Origin of the sequence: Streptomyces neyagawaensis, from assembly GCF_023516595.1 — a bacterium.
Lineage (GTDB): Bacteria > Actinomycetota > Actinomycetes > Streptomycetales > Streptomycetaceae > Streptomyces > Streptomyces neyagawaensis.
On record NZ_JAMGBG010000099.1, the window covers coordinates 39,576 to 55,642 of the forward strand.

Consider the following 16,067-nt stretch of genomic DNA (forward strand, 5'->3'; position numbering starts at 1 on the left):
CGGGCCGGCGTTCACCGCTGTCCGCCCCCGCTCACACCTGCCGCAGATACGTCCCGAGCCGGGCGATGGCCGAAGGGTTGCGAGGGCTCTCGACCAGGTCGACGTAGTCGAGGACGAAGATCCGCCGGTTCTTGACCGCCGAGACGTTCCGCAACGGCCCGTACGACAGCAGGAACTTCCTCTTCCGTTCGGCGCTCACGTCCCCGTAGTCGCAGATGACGATGACGTCGGGGTCCCGCTCGACAACGCTCTCCCACCCCACGGTGGTCCAGGAGTCCGCCACGTCGTGCATGACGTTGACGCCGCCCGCCTCGCTGATGATCTGCTCGGGCGCGGCGTACCGGCCGGAGGTGAAGGGCTGTTCCTCCCCGCTGTCGTACAGGAACACCTTCGGCCGCTCAGCCCCCCGGGGCGCCTCGGCCCGGACGGCGGCGACCTCCTCCTTGAACTCGGCGACGAGCGAGGCAGCCCGCTTCTCCACCCCGAAGAGCTTCCCCAGGTTGGTGAGGTCGGTGTACAGCGCCTCCAGCGGCGGCATGATGCCCCGTGAGGTGTCCGTACGGCCGTTGCGGCAGGACTCCGTGAGGACGTACGAGGGTATGCCGAGCTTCTTCAGGGCCTGCGGGGTGAAGCCGGCCTCCTCGCGGAAGCCGTAGTTCCAGCCGGCGAAGACGAAGTCGCCGCGCGCGTCGAGGACGTTCTCCTTGGTGAGCTGGTCCTTCGACAGCCACGGGACCTTGTCGTAGCCGCCCTTCCAGGGCACTCCGCTCAGGTCGCCCTTGTCGTCGGGCATGGCGAACCCGGCCATCCGGTCCTCCAGCCCCAGCGCGAACATCAGCTCGGTGATCCCCACGTCATTGGTGACCACCCGCTCCGGGACCTTGTCGTACGTCACCTTCTTCCCGCAGTTGGTGAGTGTGACGGAGGAGGCCCGTGCGCTCCCGCCCGCCTCGACGGTCGCCCCGCACCCGGTGGCGGCGACGGTGACGGTAGTGGCGAGACAGAGCGCGGTGACGAACGACGAGCGCATGAAGATCCTTAGGGGTGCGGGTGCGGGTGCGGGTGCGAGTGCGAGTGGGGATGGGGATCGGGGTGGGGGTGGGGGTGGGGATGGGGAACCGGGGCGGGGTGGCGGCCGAGGGGACGCGTGTCGGTGGACCGGGGGAGCCGGTCGAAGAGGAGTTGCACCGCGCCGGTCTCGGGATGCCGTACGGGGTGGGCCCGGACCCCGAACACCTCGGCGAGCAGTTCCTGCCGGAGGACGTCGTGCGGGGCGCCGGAGGCGACCATGCGGCCGCCGTCGAGGACGTACAGCACATCGCAGTGCGCGGCGGCCAGATTGAGGTCGTGCAGGGCCGCGAGCACGGTCAGCCCGCTGCCCCTCACCAGGGACAGGACGTCCAACTGATGGGCGATGTCGAGGTGGTTGGTCGGTTCGTCGAGGACGAGCACCCGGGGGCGCTGGGCGAGCGCCCGAGCGATCAGCACCCGCTGTTTCTCGCCACCGGACAGCCCGAGGAACCCCCGGTCGGCGAGGTGCGCGACCCCCGTGCGCGCCATCGCCTGCGCGCAGATCTCCCGGTCCCCGGCGGCCGTCCGCTCCCGGTGCGGCAGCCGCCCCATGCCGACGACCTCGGCCACGGTGAAGTCGAACTCCGACGCCGACTCCTGCGGCAGCGCGGCCAGCAGCCGCGCCGCCTCCCGGGCGGGCAGGGCGTGCGCGTCGTCCCCGCCGATCCGCACCACCCCCGAGGTGGGCCGCAACGCCCGGTAGACGCACCGCAGCAGCGTCGACTTGCCGCTGCCGTTCGGCCCGACGAGCCCCACGAAGGCACCGCCGGCCACCGCAAGCCCTATGTCCTCGACGATCCGCCGCCCGGCGACCTCGACGGTCACCCCCTCGACCCCGAGCGACACCCCCGCCCCACCCCCGAGCCCACCGGCGCCCGCCTCGGGACCACCAGGCACCCCGCTCCGTACGCCGTCCCCCGGCACACCGTCGCGCCGCCCACCGTCGCCCCGCCCACCGTCGCCCCGCACACCCTCGCGCCGCACGGTCACCGCCCCCCGAACGCGTAGCCGCCCCGCCGCATGAGCAGCAGGAACACCGGCACCCCGACCACGGCGGTGATCACTCCCACGGGCAGCTCGGCGGGTGCCAGCAACAGCCGGGACAGCACATCGGCCCAGACGAGCAGCACGGCCCCGACGAGCGGCGCGACGGCCAGTACCCGCCGGTGATCCGCACCGACCACCATCCGCACCACATGCGGCACCATCAGCCCCACGAACCCGACGGCCCCGCTCACCGCGACCACGGTCCCCGTCACGGCGGCGGTGACCACGAACAGCTCCCGCCGCAGCCGCTCCGGCCGCACCCCGAGCGCGGCGGAGGTCTCGTCACCCATGGCGAGCGCGTTCAGCGCCTCGGCCCGCGCACGCAACCACACCCACCCGGCGACGACCGTGGCCGCGGCGATCGGCACCTGCGCCCAGGTCGCCCCGCCGAGGCTCCCCAGCAGCCACATCATCGCCGCGCGAGCGGCCTCACCCCGGGCGGCCCCGAACACCATGACCGTGGTGAGGGCCTCGAATCCGTACGCCAGCGCCGTCCCCGTGAGCACCAGCCGCAAGGGCGTGAGCCCGACCCCGGACCGGGCCACCCCGTACACCAGTGCCATCGCCACCAGCGCCGACCCGAACGCCGACACCGACAGCGCCCACACCCCGAGCCCCGCGAACGCCCCCAGCAGGATCACCGCGTTGGCGCCCACGGCGGCCCCGGAGGAGATGCCCAGCACGAACGGATCGGCCAACGCGTTCCGCACCATGGCCTGCACGGCGACCCCGACCGCCGCGAGCCCCGCCCCGACGACGGCCCCCAGCACCACGCGCGGCAGCCGTATCTCCCAGACGATCGTGTACGCGGCGCCGTCCGCGGCCCGGACACTCCCCCCGGTCCCCCCGGCCCACAGAAATCGCACCACGTCCGCCCACGCGACCCCCGCCGCCCCGAGCCCCACCCCACACACGACCGACCCGGCCAGCACGAGACTCAGCCCGAGCACCAGAGGAGGCAGGGGAACACGGCCATGACTACGGGCCTGACGCACTATCGAGGCGCTCCTCGGTCCTCCGGGCCGCCTGCGGAACCTCACGCAAGGAGACAGCCCGTACGACCGGACGGCCGCGCGGTCCCCTCTCGCAGTCCACGGCGAGCAGTCAACGGGTCGCACCGCTCACGGGCAATCGGGCTCGCGCACGGACCGTCGGGTCCTCACGCACACCGTTGCGGGTCAGCGCCGGATTCCCACCGGCTTCCCCCACGAGAGGCATGGCGAGCGTAACACCGGCCGCACACCCGGCCGTAGGCCCCGCGGCCCACAGCTGTCACCGCCCCGGGGTCCGCGGCTGTCACCGCCCCGCGGCCCCACAGCTGTCACCGCCCCGCGGTCCCGCGGCCGCCGCCGCAGTCGCCGTCGCTGTAGTCGTCGTGGCTCAGGCCGGATAGGCGTGCGTCTGCGTCGCCTTGACCGCGGCCCAGACCTCGGCGCCGGTGTGGAGGCCGAGTTCGGCGGCGGCGACCGTGGTGAGGTCGGCGGCGAGGGGGAGTTCACCGGTGAGGTCGGCGCGGATCTGGTCGCCGTGGGTCTCCATCCCGGCGACCGCGCAGCGCCACAGGTTGCGTGCGCTGACCCCGGTGGGCCGCTCGCCGTAGAGCGTCACCGCGCTCGGCGGGAACGTGACGAAGACCGGCCCGGTGAGGTCCTCGGTGGTGGTGATCGCCGGCCCGGCGTCGAGCCGTACGGTGTGCCGGTCGGCGACGCCCTTGTAGAGGTTCAGCCCGACGAGATGGGCGATGTAGTCCGTCCGCGGATGCCGGGCGATGTCACCCGGCGTCCCCTCCTGCACCACCTGCCCGTCCTCGATGACGACGAGCCGGTCGGCGAGGACCATCGCGTCGAGCGGATCGTGGGTGACGAGTACGGCGACGGCCTCGAAGTCCGCCAGGTGCCGCCGGAGCTGGGCGCGTACGTCGAGGCGGGTACGGGCGTCGAGCGCGGCGAGGGGTTCGTCGAGGAGCAGCAGCCGGGGGGAGGTGGCGAGGGCACGGGCGAGGGCGACGCGCTGGGCCTGGCCGCCGGAGAGCCGGCGGGGCTTGGCCCCCGCGTGCTCGGCGAGCCCCATCCGCCCCAGCCACTCGGCGGCGAGCGCACGCGCCTCCGCCTTGGAGGCGCCCTGGCAACGCGGCCCGAAGGCGACATTGTCGAGCGCGGTCAGATGCGGAAAGAGCAGATAGTCCTGGAAGACGACCCCGACGGGACGCGACTCGGGCGGCGTACGCTCCAGAGCGGCCCCGTCGAGCCGCAGATACCCGTCCGCGAGCGGCTCGAGTCCCGCCAACGCCCGCAGGGCCGTGGTCTTCCCGGCCCCGTTGGGCCCGAGCAGGGCCACGACCTCCCCCGGCACTACCCGAAGCCCGACATCAAGCCGAAACGCCCCCCGCCGCACCACGAGCCGGGCATCCAGCCCGGCCCCGGAGCGCCCGGCCCCGGCCGTCGAACCGGCCCCGGCCGTCGAACCGGCACCGGAGCCCACCGCCTTCTTCGCCCTTTTCCTGCCCTCGGCCCCCCTCATGAGGCACTCATCCAACGGTCGCGCAGCCCCGCGAGGACCGCGATGGACACGGTCAGCAGGACGAGGCTGAGGGCGATGGCGGCCTCCGGGTCGCTCTGGAGGGCGAGGTAGACGGCGAGCGGCATGGTCTGGGTACGCCCCGGAAAGTTACCGGCGAACGTGATCGTCGCCCCGAACTCACCCAGCGCCCGCGCCCACGCGAGAACCGCCCCGGCCGCGATCCCGGGCGCGATCAACGGCAGCGTGACCCGCCGGAACGCGGTGAACCGGGAGGCCCCCAACGTGGTCGCGGCCTCCTCGTACCGCGGGTCGGCGGCCCGCAGGGTCCCCTCGACGCTGATGACGAGGAACGGCATGGCGACGAACGCCTCGGCGACCACGACCCCGGCGGTGGTGAAGGGCAGACTGACCCCGAACCACGACTCCAGCCACTGCCCCACGACCCCGTTGCGCCCGAGCGCCATCAGCAGCGCCACACCGCCCACCACCGGCGGCAGCACCAGCGGAAGCGTGACGAGGGCCCGTACGAACCCCCGCCCCGGAAAATCGACCCGGGCGAGCAGCCACGCCAACGGCACCCCGAGCACGAGACTCACCACGGTGGCCGCCGTGGCGCAGAGCAGCGACAAGCGCAGCGCCTGCCACACCTCAGGACTGGTCAGCTGATCGGGAAGGTCCGACCAGGGAGCCCGTACGAGCAGCGCGACGAGCGGCAGAACCAGAAAGGCCAGCCCGACGAGCGCGGGCACGAGCAAGGGCACGGGCACGGGACCGCGCCGCGGCGAGATCAGGCCACGCCCCCGCCCTGGCCCCTCCGCGTCGCGGCCGGACCCGGCACCCGAGCCGTCGACCGAGCCCACGGTCACGGCTTCAGGAACCCGGCGTCGCTCAGGACCTCCTGCCCCTCACCGGACCGTACGAGCGCGACGAACGCCTTCGCGGCCTTGGTGTTGGGGGCGTCCTTGAGGAGGGCGATCGGATAGTCGTTGACGGTGTCTGCGGCTTCGGGGAACTCCACGCCCTCCACCTTGTCACCCGCGGCGAGCACATCGGTCTTGTAGACGACCGCGGCGTCGGCCTCTTTCAGCTCGACCTTGGTGAGGGCGGCCTTGACGTCCTGCTCATAGGAGACGGGAGTGAGCCGGAGCCCGCTCGCGTCGAGGGCCTTCTGGGCGGCGGCACCGCAGGGCACCTCCTTGTCGCACAGCACCACCTTGAGCCCGCTCTTGGTGAGGTCCTTCAGGGAGGAGATCCCCTCGGGATTGCCTGGCAGGGCGGCGATCTCCAACTGATTCCGCACGAACGTCACGGGCGCCCCGACGGCATCCCCGGCATCCGTCACGATCTTCATGGTCTTGGGACTGGCCGACGCGAACACATCCGCAGGCGCCCCACCGATGATGCTCGCGGCCAGGGAGTCGCTCCCCCCGAAGTTGAAGGTCACCTCGACCCCCGGATGCGCCTTCTCGAACCGCTTCCCCAACTCCGTGAAGCTCTCCTTCAACGAAGCGGCGGCGAAAACGGTGACCTCCCCGGAAACGTCACCGCCCTCAGAGGACTCAGAGGACTCAGCGGAATGAGAGGAACATCCGGCAACCCCCAACAACACAACCGCACCGACCAGGGCCCCCCACCGACGGAACCACCCAGACCCCGAAGACCGAGCCACCAAGCCCCCACTCCTCCCGCACTGACGCAGGGGCCCTCGAAGATCCTCGATCCTCGGAACGCACAGCCCCAGCCGACCATGACTGCCCCATTGTCTCGCACATGCAAGCTCATCAGACACAGTGCCATCGCACAAGCAAGGAAAGACCCCCAAGGGCATGGCATGTACGTTCCCCCAATGCCGAGCGGGGATGCTCTCCCCCGGCGAGCCACGCGGCACATCCACACCGCACCCGCCCCCGACCGATGCGGTGGCCCCTGCGGCGCTGCCGCACCGGTCCGCGGAGCCGCGCGACCGGTACCTCGTGGGCATGCTCGGGCCCCGCCCGGACGGTGGTGACGACGCCCGCACGATGGCTCACACCGCCGCGCAGAGCGGCGACGACGAACCCGGCAGCGACGACGGGCAGGCCGCCGAGGGCGGTGAACTGCCCGAACGCCTCACCCCGCAGGCCGCTGGCCGTATCTGGGCCTCCTCCATGGGGCTGTCCTTCGTGGTCCCGGCGTCGATCGGCACCCTCAGCGTCACGGCCCGCTGGGGGCGGCACTTGCTGGCCGACAGGATCGTCGACACCAGCCCGAACCCGGTGCGTGTGTGAGGACGCGAGGCCGTTGAGCACCACCCCATCGACATCCAGGTCACCCGGACCGGCGACCAGCGCCGCGTGTTGGAGGGGGACGACGCCCACTGCATCCACCTCGACGTACAGGTCCGCGCGCCCGGCCGGAGCGGCGGGCGAGGACCTGCGTGTCGTGGAGGTCGCCCTTGTCAACAGGCTTCCCGAGAGCACGTCCGACCGCAGGGACCCAGTGGCAGTTCCAGACCGGCCTGGAGGTGGCCGCGTTCCCCGACGACCGGGCGGCCGTCTTCCTGCCCATCGACGACCCGCTGGACCCCCGGTCCGTCGGGGCCTCCGAGGAACCGGAGGAGCGGCGGCTGCGCCTCCTCTACCGCGACAGCCTCCGCTACGGCGTCGGCCGCAACGTCGCCGTGACGGCCGACGTCCGCCACGGCGAGCGGCGGGCTCACCGGCTGGCCACCACATGGCTGCCCGAGTATGACGTACGCGCCACCACCGCCCCCAAGATCGACGAACAGCCGCTGCTGGCCGGGCTGGAACTCGGCATGGACGAGCTCACGGCCCTCGCCGTACCCGCACGCCGCGCGGAACTGAGCGCCGCCCTGGCCCCGCTCGCCGACGGCCACAGCTCCTGGCTCCAGACTCAGCGGGGGAAGGCGCGGACCCTCCCCGACGACCTGCGCACAGCTGCCGAAGCGGCCATCGACCAGGCCGAGGACGTGTGCCACCGCATGGCTTTCGGCATCGACGTCCTGTCCACGGACGACGACGCCCTCGAAGCGTTCCGGTTCGTCAACCGGGCCGTGGCCCTCCAGCGACGCAACACCGCCATCGCCGCCCGGCGCGCCGGGCACGAGGACGATCCCGCCTCCTACCGCAAGGCCCGCCAGGCGGTGTACGCGCAGGGCAAGGAGGCGGCCGGCTGGCGGCCCTTCCAGCTCGCCTTCGTCCTGCTCAACCTCGCCTCGCTGAGCGCCCCCGGGCCACCCGCACCGCGGCACCGGGCGCGAGGCTCTCGTCGACCTGCTGTTCTTCCCCACCGGCGGCGGCAAGACCGAGGGCCTACCTGGGGCTGGCCGCCTACACCTTCGCCCTGCGCAGGCTCCAGGCATCGTGGGCAGCGGCACCGAGGCCCGCGCCGGCCGTGCGGGCGTCGCGGTCCTCGTGTGCTACACCCTGAGGCTGCTGACGGCCCAGCAGTTCCAGCGGGCCGCAGCCCTGGTCAGCGCCTGCGAGGTACTGCGCCGCGAGGAGTACGCGCGCGAACGACGCTGGGGCACGACCCCGTTCCGTATCGGACTGTGGGTGGGGACCTCGGTGTCCGAACTGGTTCGGCGAGGCGCAGGAGCAGATCGCCGGCGCCCGGGGAGAGCGCCAGCGACAAGCACGCACGAGTCATCCAGGTCCTCAGCTGTCCCTGGTGCGGGCAGGGCCTGCCGCGCACTCCAACATGGACTACGACCCCGATCGGCGCCGCGTACTGCTGTACTGCCCGCGTGGCGAGGGCGAGGACCGCTGCCCCTTCTCCCGGCTCGGCTCTCCCGGCGAGTGCATCCCCGTGTTCAGCGTCGACGAGGAGATCTACCGCCTCGCACCCGCCATGGTCATCGCCACCGTCGACAAGTTCGCCCAGCTCCCGTGGAACGGCTGCGCAGGGCTGTTGTTCGGCCCCGTCACCGAATGGTGCCCGCGCCACGGCTACCGCCACGACGACCTCGACGAGCGCACCGGCTGGAGTACGCAGGAACCTGGAAGCCGGGGTGCTCGTCACCGGCGGCACCGCTCCGCAGAGAGCCGCCGAACACATCCGGGAACTGCAGCGCCGGGGAACCCTGATGCCGTTGCCTTGAGTCAGCCACTCGCCACTGCGCCGTGGCTGCTTCGACCGAAGGGGCCCGGTCCGGCGCCGACCCGTGGGACTCCGCAAACCAATGTTTCGTCAGCCAAGCCCGGCCCGGCCCACCACGCGCCTGAACGTGGTTCGTGACCGGCCGACCAGCCCTGGCACTCCACGCGCTGGAGGCCAACCCTCCGAAGTCGTGGGCCCGCTCCCCTGGCAGCCCCTAGGCTGGCGACGCATCAAGTGCGCAGCCACAGCAGGGCGGAAGAGAGTCATGCACGGCCTCACCGAGGCGAACCTAAAGAAGCTGGCCGGCTCCCGTTCCTTCGACCGTGGGCGCGGCTATCTCAACGCGGTGTCCGGGGTCGAGGTCGGTGACGGCCGGGTCACCGCGAGCGTCCACGGCACGGAACGGTACGAGGTGGAGCTGGCCCTCGACGCGCCCGGTGGGCTGTCCGGCGAGTGCGACTGCCCGTACGGCATGGAGGGCAACTTCTGCAAGCACCTGGTCGCCCTCGGCCTGACCGTGCTCGCCCGACGAGAGAGCCTGCCGCGGCAGCGGAAGGCGGCCCGGGACCGGGCACAGGGCCTCCAGGCGTGGCTGACCTCCCTCTCCCAGGCGGAGTTGCTCGCTCTGCTACGGGAAGAGATCGACGAGAACAGGCAGCTGCGCCGCCGTCTGGAACTACGAGCCGCGAGCGCCCGCGGAGACCTCGCCGCAGTCCGGGCCCGTATCCGCGACCTGTTCGACATCGGTCCCTTCGCGCAGTACGGACACGTCGAGTACGCCGATGCCCGCGCCTACGCCGACCAGGCCCGGCAGGCGGTGTCCGCGATCGGCGCGCTCACCGGCTCGGGCCGCGCCGCCGACGCGATCACCCTGGCGCGGGAGGCGATGCGGCTGCTGGCCGAGGCTGTGGAGAGCGTCGACGACTCCGACGGCTGGCTCGGACAGATCGGTGCCGACCTCGCCGACGCCCACCTCGACGCCTGCCGTGCGGCTCGCCCCGACCCCGAGGAACTCGCGCACTGGCTGGTCGGCCATGCGCTCGGAGACCTGGACGACGGACTCACCGACATCGACCCGCTCGACTACGAGGACATCCTTGGCCAAGAGGGAATGAGCGTCCTGCGGAAGCTGGCGGTCGAGGCATGGCGGGGCAACCGTCGCGGCTGGGCCGAGAAATACCTGATGGAGCGTCTGGCCAAGGCGGGAGACGACGTCGACACGGTGATCGCTGTACACGCGGCCGACCTGGCGCCAAACGGACACACGCACCTGGTCATCGCCCGCGAGCTGGACACCGCGGGACGCCCCGACGAGGCGCTGAGCTGGGCGGAACGCGGTATCCGGGAGACCGAGGACCTCGCCACCGTCGATACCGCCCTCGTCGACCACCTCTGCGAGCGCTACGCGCAGATGGCCCGGCATGCCGACGCGGTCGCCCTGCGCCGCGACCACTTCGGCGCCCGCCTCTCCCTGCTCACCTACCAGCAGTTGCGGGCCGCCGCCCGCGCCGCCGAGTGCTGGTCGGCCGAACGGGAGGCGGCCCTGGCCCTGCTCCGCGCCGACGCCGCGGGACCCCGGCGAGGGGGCTGGTACGGCGGCCCCGTCCTGGTCGACGTCCTGCTCGACGACAAGGACACCGACGCCGCCTGGCAGGCCGCCACCGACGCGGGCGCCGACGACCGGCAATGGCTCGCCCTCGCCGACCAGGCCCGCGCCTACCGCCCCGCCGATGCGCTCGGTGTCTACCTGCGCCTGACCGAACCACTACTGAAGCAGACCGGCAACGCTGTCTACGAGCAGCTCGTCGGCCTACTGCTGAGCGTCCGCGACTGCCACCGCAGCCTGGGCACGGAGGACGAGTTCGGCGTGTACGTCGCGACTCTGCGCGCCACCCAGAAACGCAAGCGGAACCTGATGCGCCTGATGAACGACCACGGTCTGTGAGCCGGACGGCGCCTGGGATGCTCACCTGGCCGGTGGGGTGGTCACCGGGGGGAAACGTCAGCCGTCCTGCTCGACCAGGTCCTGCCTATTCGGCCAGTCCTGCCCCGATCAACTTCGCACAGCCCCTGCACTGACATACAGCCGCTCCAGGCGGCACACGGCTGCACAAACACGAAGACCCCGGCCTCAGCGTTTCCGCTGGTGACGGGGTCTTTGGGCACCTCATGCAAGGTGCCCCCGGCAGGATTCGAACCTGCGCACACGGCTCCGGAGGCCGTTAGCGAGGACCACGATGGTGCAGGTCACGAGGGAGCCGACGGACCAGAACCTCGGCCTCGTCCACGCATAGTCCACGCAGAGCGTGAGTGCTGACGCCAGGGCTGGGGACCTGCGTCTGCTCCAACTGGCCCCCTGCATGCTGGTGCACCCGATAGCCTTCCATGCGCTGGTGAAGCCAGGGAAGCACATAGTGGACGGCGGAAGGACAGGACCGAGTGTCGACGTTGAGCAACCTCCTGCGGCAGGTCGGACAGAAGGATCCGCAGCTGGCTGCCGACCTAGCTAGGGAGGTGGAAGCGCTAAGCCGGCGTCGCCGCTTCGGACTCAACTTTGAACGCCACGTGCCTGAGACGGTCGATCTGCCAGGGCGGCCGGTTCGCAAGGGTGACAAGGTGCGCTTCCTAGCCGAGCGTGGGGCCCGTCCCAAGTCAGTCGATCAGCGCATCTGGAGAGTCGTTGGTCTCACGCGTACTGAGAGTGGCCGCGTTGCCACCCTCACTCGTCAAGACACTTCCGATGCGGAGGTCGAGACCGCAACCCGCTCCGTAGATGATCTCGTCGTCGTAGCGGAGTTCCGTGACGCCATTTTCCCGGGCCTCATTTCTACTGGCAAAGTCGAGCGAGGGGGCGAAAAGCCGTTCCATTCTGTTATCAATGCGGAGAACTACCACGCACTGCAGACCTTGCTCTTCACCCATGAGGGGAAAGTCGACGCCATCTTCATCGACCCCCCATACAACACTCGCGACAATGATTGGAAGTACAATAACGATTACGTCGACCCTGAAGACGATTACGCCCACTCTAAGTGGCTGGCCTTCATGGAACGGCGTCTGAAGCTCGCGAAGCGCCTTCTTAACCCCGAGTCCTCTGCCCTTATCGTCACAATCGACGAGAAAGAGGTCCTCCGTCTCGGCCTGCTGCTTGAGCAAACCTTCCCAGAGGCCGCTATTCAGATGGTCACGTCCGTCATTAGCGCAAAGGGGGCAGTGCGGCGCGGGAAATTCTCACGAGTCGAGGAGCATATCTTTTTCTTGACCTTCGGGGGGGCGAAAATTCACCCGTGGGAAAGTAACATGCTCCCGTCGTACAAGGAAACACAGGAAGACGAAGCCGCCGAAGAGGTAGAAGCTGCTCCCAAGCCAATCGAATGGCTTGGCTTGCGACGTAGAGAGCCGTCCAGCGTCCGTGGTTCGCGACCGAATCAGTTCTATCCCATCTTCGTGTCCCGTGAGGATGGGACATTGCACTCTATTGGTGATCCGATCGATGACGACGTCGATCGATCTGCCGTTCCGACCCCTGCGGGTACAGTCGCGCTTTGGCCACTAAAGCCTGACGGGACAGAAATGCTGTGGGGGCTGACCCCTGAGGTTCTGAGGAAGAATTGGGCTAACGGCTACGCGCGGGTTAAAAACTGGAAGCCAGCCACCGCAAAGGGCACGATTTATTACCTGCCCAGTGGCACTATTGAGCGCATCCGCAAGGGAGAAATCACCGTCACTGGGCGAGCTGCTGATGGCGCCGTAGAAGGGCACGTCACGCCTGACAGCTCAATTGTCACTCCGCCGAAGCGGGTGTGGAATATGGCGTCACACAATGCCGAGATCGGCGGTACAAGTATTCTCTCAGCGCTTATTCCAAAGCGCCACTTCCCGTACCCTAAGTCTCTGTTCGCGGTCGAGGACATCCTGCGCTTCGTTGTTGGCCCCAAAAAGGATGCTCTTGTCGTCGATTTCTTTGGCGGCTCTGGCACTACTGCTCATGCCGTTATGCGTCTGAATCGCCAAGACGACGGATCCCGATCCAGCATCATCGTCACAAATAACGAGGTGTCGGCGAACGAGCAGGCTCGGCTGCGGACACAAGGATTGCGGCCTGGTGATGCCGAATGGGAGCGACTCGGCATCTGCGACTTCATTACTAAGCCGCGACTGCAAGCGGCAGTCACAGGTTTGACACCCGAGGGCGAGCCCGTTAAAGGAAAGTACAGGTTCGCCGACCCATTTCCTATGTCGGATGGCTTCGATGAGAACATCGAATTTTTTACGATGACTTATGAAGCTCCGCGAGCAGTTGCACATCACCGTTCGTTCGAGGCTGTGGCTCCCCTGCTTTGGCTTAAGGCCGGAGCACGAGGGCGTCGTATAGAGAAGGCGCGCGATGGCTTTGATATCGCTGACTCATACGGCGTTCTTTTTGACATGGATTACTCGTACGACTTTCTGACCGCCCTTGCAGAGGTCGATAGAGTACGAATGGCGTTCATCGTGACTGACGACGACCGTAGCTTCCAGATGGTCTGCTCAGAGCTTCCAGGCCACGTAGAACCAGTGCGCTTGTACGAGTCTTATCTGACGAATTTCACAATCAACACGGGCAGGGAGTGACTGCACGATGCGATTCACGCTGAAGGAGTACCAGAACGACGCCGTGGGTCAAATGCTGACCTACTTCAGTGACGCCCGTGAGGACTTCCATCGGAAGGGTCGTAACGTCTCCTTCTCTCTCGCAGCCACTACCGGTGCCGGTAAAACGGTTATGGCCGCCGCAGTGATCGAGTCTCTTTTCCTCGGCAACGATGACTGGAATTTTGAAGCCGACCCAGGCGCGGTAGTTTTGTGGTTCACAGACGATCCGTCTCTCAACGAGCAGACACGTTTGCGGCTAGTCGAGGCGGCAGGTGACCGCATCGCTCACTCTCAATTGCACGTGATCGAGAACACCTTCAATCGAGAGAAGTTCGAATCAGGGAAGGTATACTTCCTCAATTCGCAGAAGCTCTCGAAGAAGTCGCTGCTTGTCCGGGGAGCGGCAGAGGACGAACAGACACCTCTAGTAGAGCGCTCAGTGTCGCCGGACCTACGCGCCTTTACTATCTGGGAGACAATCAAGAACACCATCGAGGATGACCGCCTGACCCTTTATCTGATTCTTGACGAGGCACATAAAGGGATGCGGAAGCTCACTAAAAGCGACCGTGAGGATAGGACCACTATCGTCAAGCGCCTGGTCAACGGAGGTAGTGGCGTGCCTCCGGTCCCCGTGGTGTGGGGCATTTCTGCGACAATTGAACGGTTCTCGGAAGCGATGTCGCAGGCGCAAGGCCGCTTCACCTACCCGGACTATGAGGTTGACCCCGCCCTGATCCAGGAGTCTGGCCTCCTGAAGGACGACATTCGTCTTGACTTCCCCTCAGAATCAGGCGTGTTCGACACCGTCCTTCTAAAGCGAGGCACGCGAAAAGTACGCGAGTCAGCCGCGCAGTGGAAGCAATACGCCGAAGAGCAAGGTACGACATCGGACCCAGTGGTACCGCTCCTGGTGGTACAGGTCCCCAACACTCCGTCAGACAGCCTGCTCGTATCAGCCATCGATACTATCCGCGAAGAGTGGCCAGAACTGCCGGCCGGCAGCATCGCGCATGTATTCGGAGAACACGCAAACATCCAGTTGGGCGACTACGTGATTCCATACGTGGCGCCGGAAAAGGTCCAGGATAGGTCGCATATCAGAGTCATTCTTGCAAAAGATGCTATCTCCACGGGCTGGGATTGCCCTCGGGCTGAGGTACTCGTATCTTTTCGCCCGGCTACTGACAAGACGCATATCACACAGCTCCTTGGCCGCATGGTTCGGACTCCACTAGCGCGCCGCATTACCGGAAATGATCGCCTCAATTCCGTCGAATGTGTCCTTCCGTTCTTCAATCGCGCGACCGCCACTGGGGTCGCCGAGATCCTCCTCGGAAAGAGCTCTGGTGACGACAGTGAAGACGGGTCTGGAGGTTCCGGCGGAGGCGAGGGACGCCGCGTCCTCTATAAGCCGGTCGACATGGTCGTTAATCAGGCGGTCCCCGCGGAAGTTTGGGATGCATTTGATGCTATTCCGTCCCAGACCCTTCCGCGTAAAGCAGCAAAGCCTACCAAGCGACTAACAGCACTTGCCCAGGCTCTCTCACGTGACCACCTCTTGGCTGACGCCCGGAAGGTTGCTTACGCGGAACTATTCGCAGTTCTCGATGGCTTGATGGCTCGATACAAAGAGCAGGTGCAAGTCGCAACGACTGGCATATTGGATGTTAAGGGAGAGACGCTCATCGCCTCCGTTCACAACAAAAATGTTGTTGTAGCGGAAAAATTCACTGAGATCGCGGACGAGCGCTCGGTGGATTCGGACTTCAAAGTTGCGCAACGTCTCCTTTCCCCGGATCTGGCACGCAAGTATGCTGACCATATCGCAGTGGAGGATGATGACGATGATGGTCTTTTTGATGCTCACGTAAAAGTCGCTGCCTTGGCGCAAGTCAACGGTGTTCAGGAGGCTGTCGATCGTGAGGCCGACGCCCTGGCGACCAAATGGCTCTCTCAGTTCCGGGTAGCCATCAAGGGGCTGACGGACGAACGCAAGGCCGTCTATGACGACATCGTCGCGATGTCTGTGGAGCCGCAGCGCACCGGAGTTGCACGACCAAAAGTTCGGTCCGAGGAAACAGAGTATTCGGACGGTAACAAGGTTGTGACTAAGCCTGGACACCTCATGGCTGACGAGAACGGTGACTTCCCCATTTCATCGCTCAACCAGTGGGAAACGAAGGTTCTAGAGTCGGAAATGGGGCAGCCAGGCTTCCTGGCTTGGTATAGGAACCCGGGACGCGCCTCTGAGGATTCGCTCGCAATCGCTTATAAGGACGGCAAGGGTGATTGGCGACGCATGTGTCCTGACTTCATCTTCTTCCATGGTGATCTCTCTGATGTGAAGGTCTCCATTGTCGATCCGCATGGCTTCCATCTCCGGGACGCTCTTCCTAAGTTGGTGGGTCTGGTGGATTTCACTGAGGAGTACGGCACTGAATTCCACCGCATCGAGGCTGTGGCTGAGACGAAGGACAAGAGGCTTCGAGTGCTCGACCTAAAGAGTTCTTCGGTGCGAGAAGCTATTAAGGGTGCGAGCGACGTGGAACAGCTTTATCTGTCCGCGGCTGCGACAGATTACTGAGCTTGTCAGGTCCACGGGGCGCGGAAAGTGCGGTCGGTGGAGCGGCTTTGGGGTGGCGCTGCTTTGGCGCGAGTGATCATGGCCCCGTAAGCTTCCGGCGCGTCGGGCA

General features: G+C 67.3%; 11 protein-coding genes, 1 tRNA gene and 1 riboswitch. Of the genes, 4 read left to right on the forward strand and 8 right to left on the reverse strand.

The window, feature by feature from the left end; all coding sequences use genetic code 11:
• Nucleotides 1-31 precede the first annotated feature (31 nt).
• The 6 genes from M8J73_RS32470 to modA all read right to left on the reverse strand — a co-directional run bounded on the left by M8J73_RS32470 (nt 32) and on the right by modA (nt 6,262).
• On the reverse strand, nt 32-1,030 hold the full coding sequence (locus tag M8J73_RS32470) for an ABC transporter substrate-binding protein (RefSeq protein WP_055542834.1): 999 nt from the start codon (nt 1,028-1,030) through the stop codon (nt 32-34).
• 8 nt (nt 1,031-1,038) lie between these two features.
• The gene (locus M8J73_RS32475; RefSeq protein WP_249829420.1) at nt 1,039-1,917 is read right to left on the reverse strand and encodes an ABC transporter ATP-binding protein; all 879 of its coding nucleotides are present in this window, start codon (nt 1,915-1,917) and stop codon (nt 1,039-1,041) included.
• A gap of 140 nt (nt 1,918-2,057) precedes the next feature.
• Complete coding sequence (locus tag M8J73_RS32480) at nt 2,058-3,080, reverse strand: FecCD family ABC transporter permease (RefSeq protein WP_249829429.1); 1,023 nt, start codon at nt 3,078-3,080, stop codon at nt 2,058-2,060.
• A 147-nt stretch (nt 3,081-3,227) separates the two neighbouring features.
• Nucleotides 3,228-3,324: riboswitch (cobalamin riboswitch) on the reverse strand.
• Nucleotides 3,325-3,498: 174 nt separating this feature from the next.
• A complete protein-coding gene (locus M8J73_RS32485) occupies nt 3,499-4,638 on the reverse strand; it encodes an ABC transporter ATP-binding protein (protein WP_249829421.1) in 1,140 nt (379 codons plus the stop codon).
• On the reverse strand, nt 4,635-5,498 hold the full coding sequence (locus tag M8J73_RS32490; protein ID WP_055536686.1) for an ABC transporter permease: 864 nt from the start codon (nt 5,496-5,498) through the stop codon (nt 4,635-4,637). The genes M8J73_RS32485 and M8J73_RS32490 overlap by 4 nt, the downstream gene beginning before the upstream one ends.
• 2 nt (nt 5,499-5,500) lie before the next feature.
• On the reverse strand, nt 5,501-6,262 hold the full coding sequence (modA, locus tag M8J73_RS32495) for a molybdate ABC transporter substrate-binding protein (RefSeq protein WP_240500864.1): 762 nt from the start codon (nt 6,260-6,262) through the stop codon (nt 5,501-5,503).
• A gap of 355 nt (nt 6,263-6,617) precedes the next feature.
• On the opposite strand from modA, the gene M8J73_RS32500 reads away from it, so the two are divergent.
• On the forward strand, nt 6,618-6,905 hold the full coding sequence (locus M8J73_RS32500; RefSeq protein ID WP_206187738.1) for a hypothetical protein: 288 nt from the start codon (nt 6,618-6,620) through the stop codon (nt 6,903-6,905).
• Nucleotides 6,906-7,075: 170 nt separating this feature from the next.
• On the opposite strand, the gene M8J73_RS32505 is transcribed toward M8J73_RS32500, so the two are convergent.
• Nucleotides 7,076-7,741 carry a hypothetical protein gene (locus M8J73_RS32505; RefSeq protein WP_206187737.1) on the reverse strand — a complete coding sequence of 222 codons (666 nt, stop codon included), beginning with the start codon at nt 7,739-7,741 and terminating at the stop codon, nt 7,076-7,078.
• Between the two features lie 1,260 nt (nt 7,742-9,001).
• Here M8J73_RS32505 and M8J73_RS32510 point away from each other — a divergent pair.
• Nucleotides 9,002-10,681, forward strand: coding sequence for an SWIM zinc finger family protein (locus M8J73_RS32510; RefSeq protein WP_055536684.1), 1,680 nt, complete (start codon nt 9,002-9,004; stop codon nt 10,679-10,681).
• Nucleotides 10,682-10,913: 232 nt separating this feature from the next.
• On the opposite strand, the gene M8J73_RS32515 is transcribed toward M8J73_RS32510, so the two are convergent.
• Nucleotides 10,914-10,992, reverse strand: a tRNA-OTHER gene (locus M8J73_RS32515).
• A 183-nt stretch (nt 10,993-11,175) separates the two neighbouring features.
• Here M8J73_RS32515 and M8J73_RS32520 point away from each other — a divergent pair.
• Together M8J73_RS32520 and M8J73_RS32525 are read left to right on the forward strand one after the other, a co-directional pair.
• Nucleotides 11,176-13,350: a site-specific DNA-methyltransferase gene (locus M8J73_RS32520; RefSeq protein WP_055536683.1), complete on the forward strand. Its 2,175-nt coding sequence runs from the start codon at nt 11,176-11,178 to the stop codon at nt 13,348-13,350.
• A gap of 7 nt (nt 13,351-13,357) precedes the next feature.
• Complete coding sequence (locus M8J73_RS32525) at nt 13,358-15,958, forward strand: DEAD/DEAH box helicase (RefSeq protein WP_055536682.1); 2,601 nt, start codon at nt 13,358-13,360, stop codon at nt 15,956-15,958.
• Nucleotides 15,959-16,067 lie beyond the last annotated feature (109 nt).

Bases quoted from the DNA above. Each gene is read 5' to 3' on its own strand.
- M8J73_RS32470 (WP_055542834.1), bottom strand. From the start codon at position 1,030: ATGCGCTCGTCGTTCGTCACCGCGCTCTGTCTCGCCACTACCGTCACC.
- M8J73_RS32485 (WP_249829421.1), bottom strand. From the start codon at position 4,638: ATGAGGGGGGCCGAGGGCAGGAAAAGGGCGAAGAAGGCGGTGGGCTCC.
- M8J73_RS32500 (WP_206187738.1), top strand. From the start codon at position 6,618: ATGCTCGGGCCCCGCCCGGACGGTGGTGACGACGCCCGCACGATGGCT.
- M8J73_RS32510 (WP_055536684.1), top strand. From the start codon at position 9,002: ATGCACGGCCTCACCGAGGCGAACCTAAAGAAGCTGGCCGGCTCCCGT.
- M8J73_RS32525 (WP_055536682.1), top strand. From the start codon at position 13,358: ATGCGATTCACGCTGAAGGAGTACCAGAACGACGCCGTGGGTCAAATG.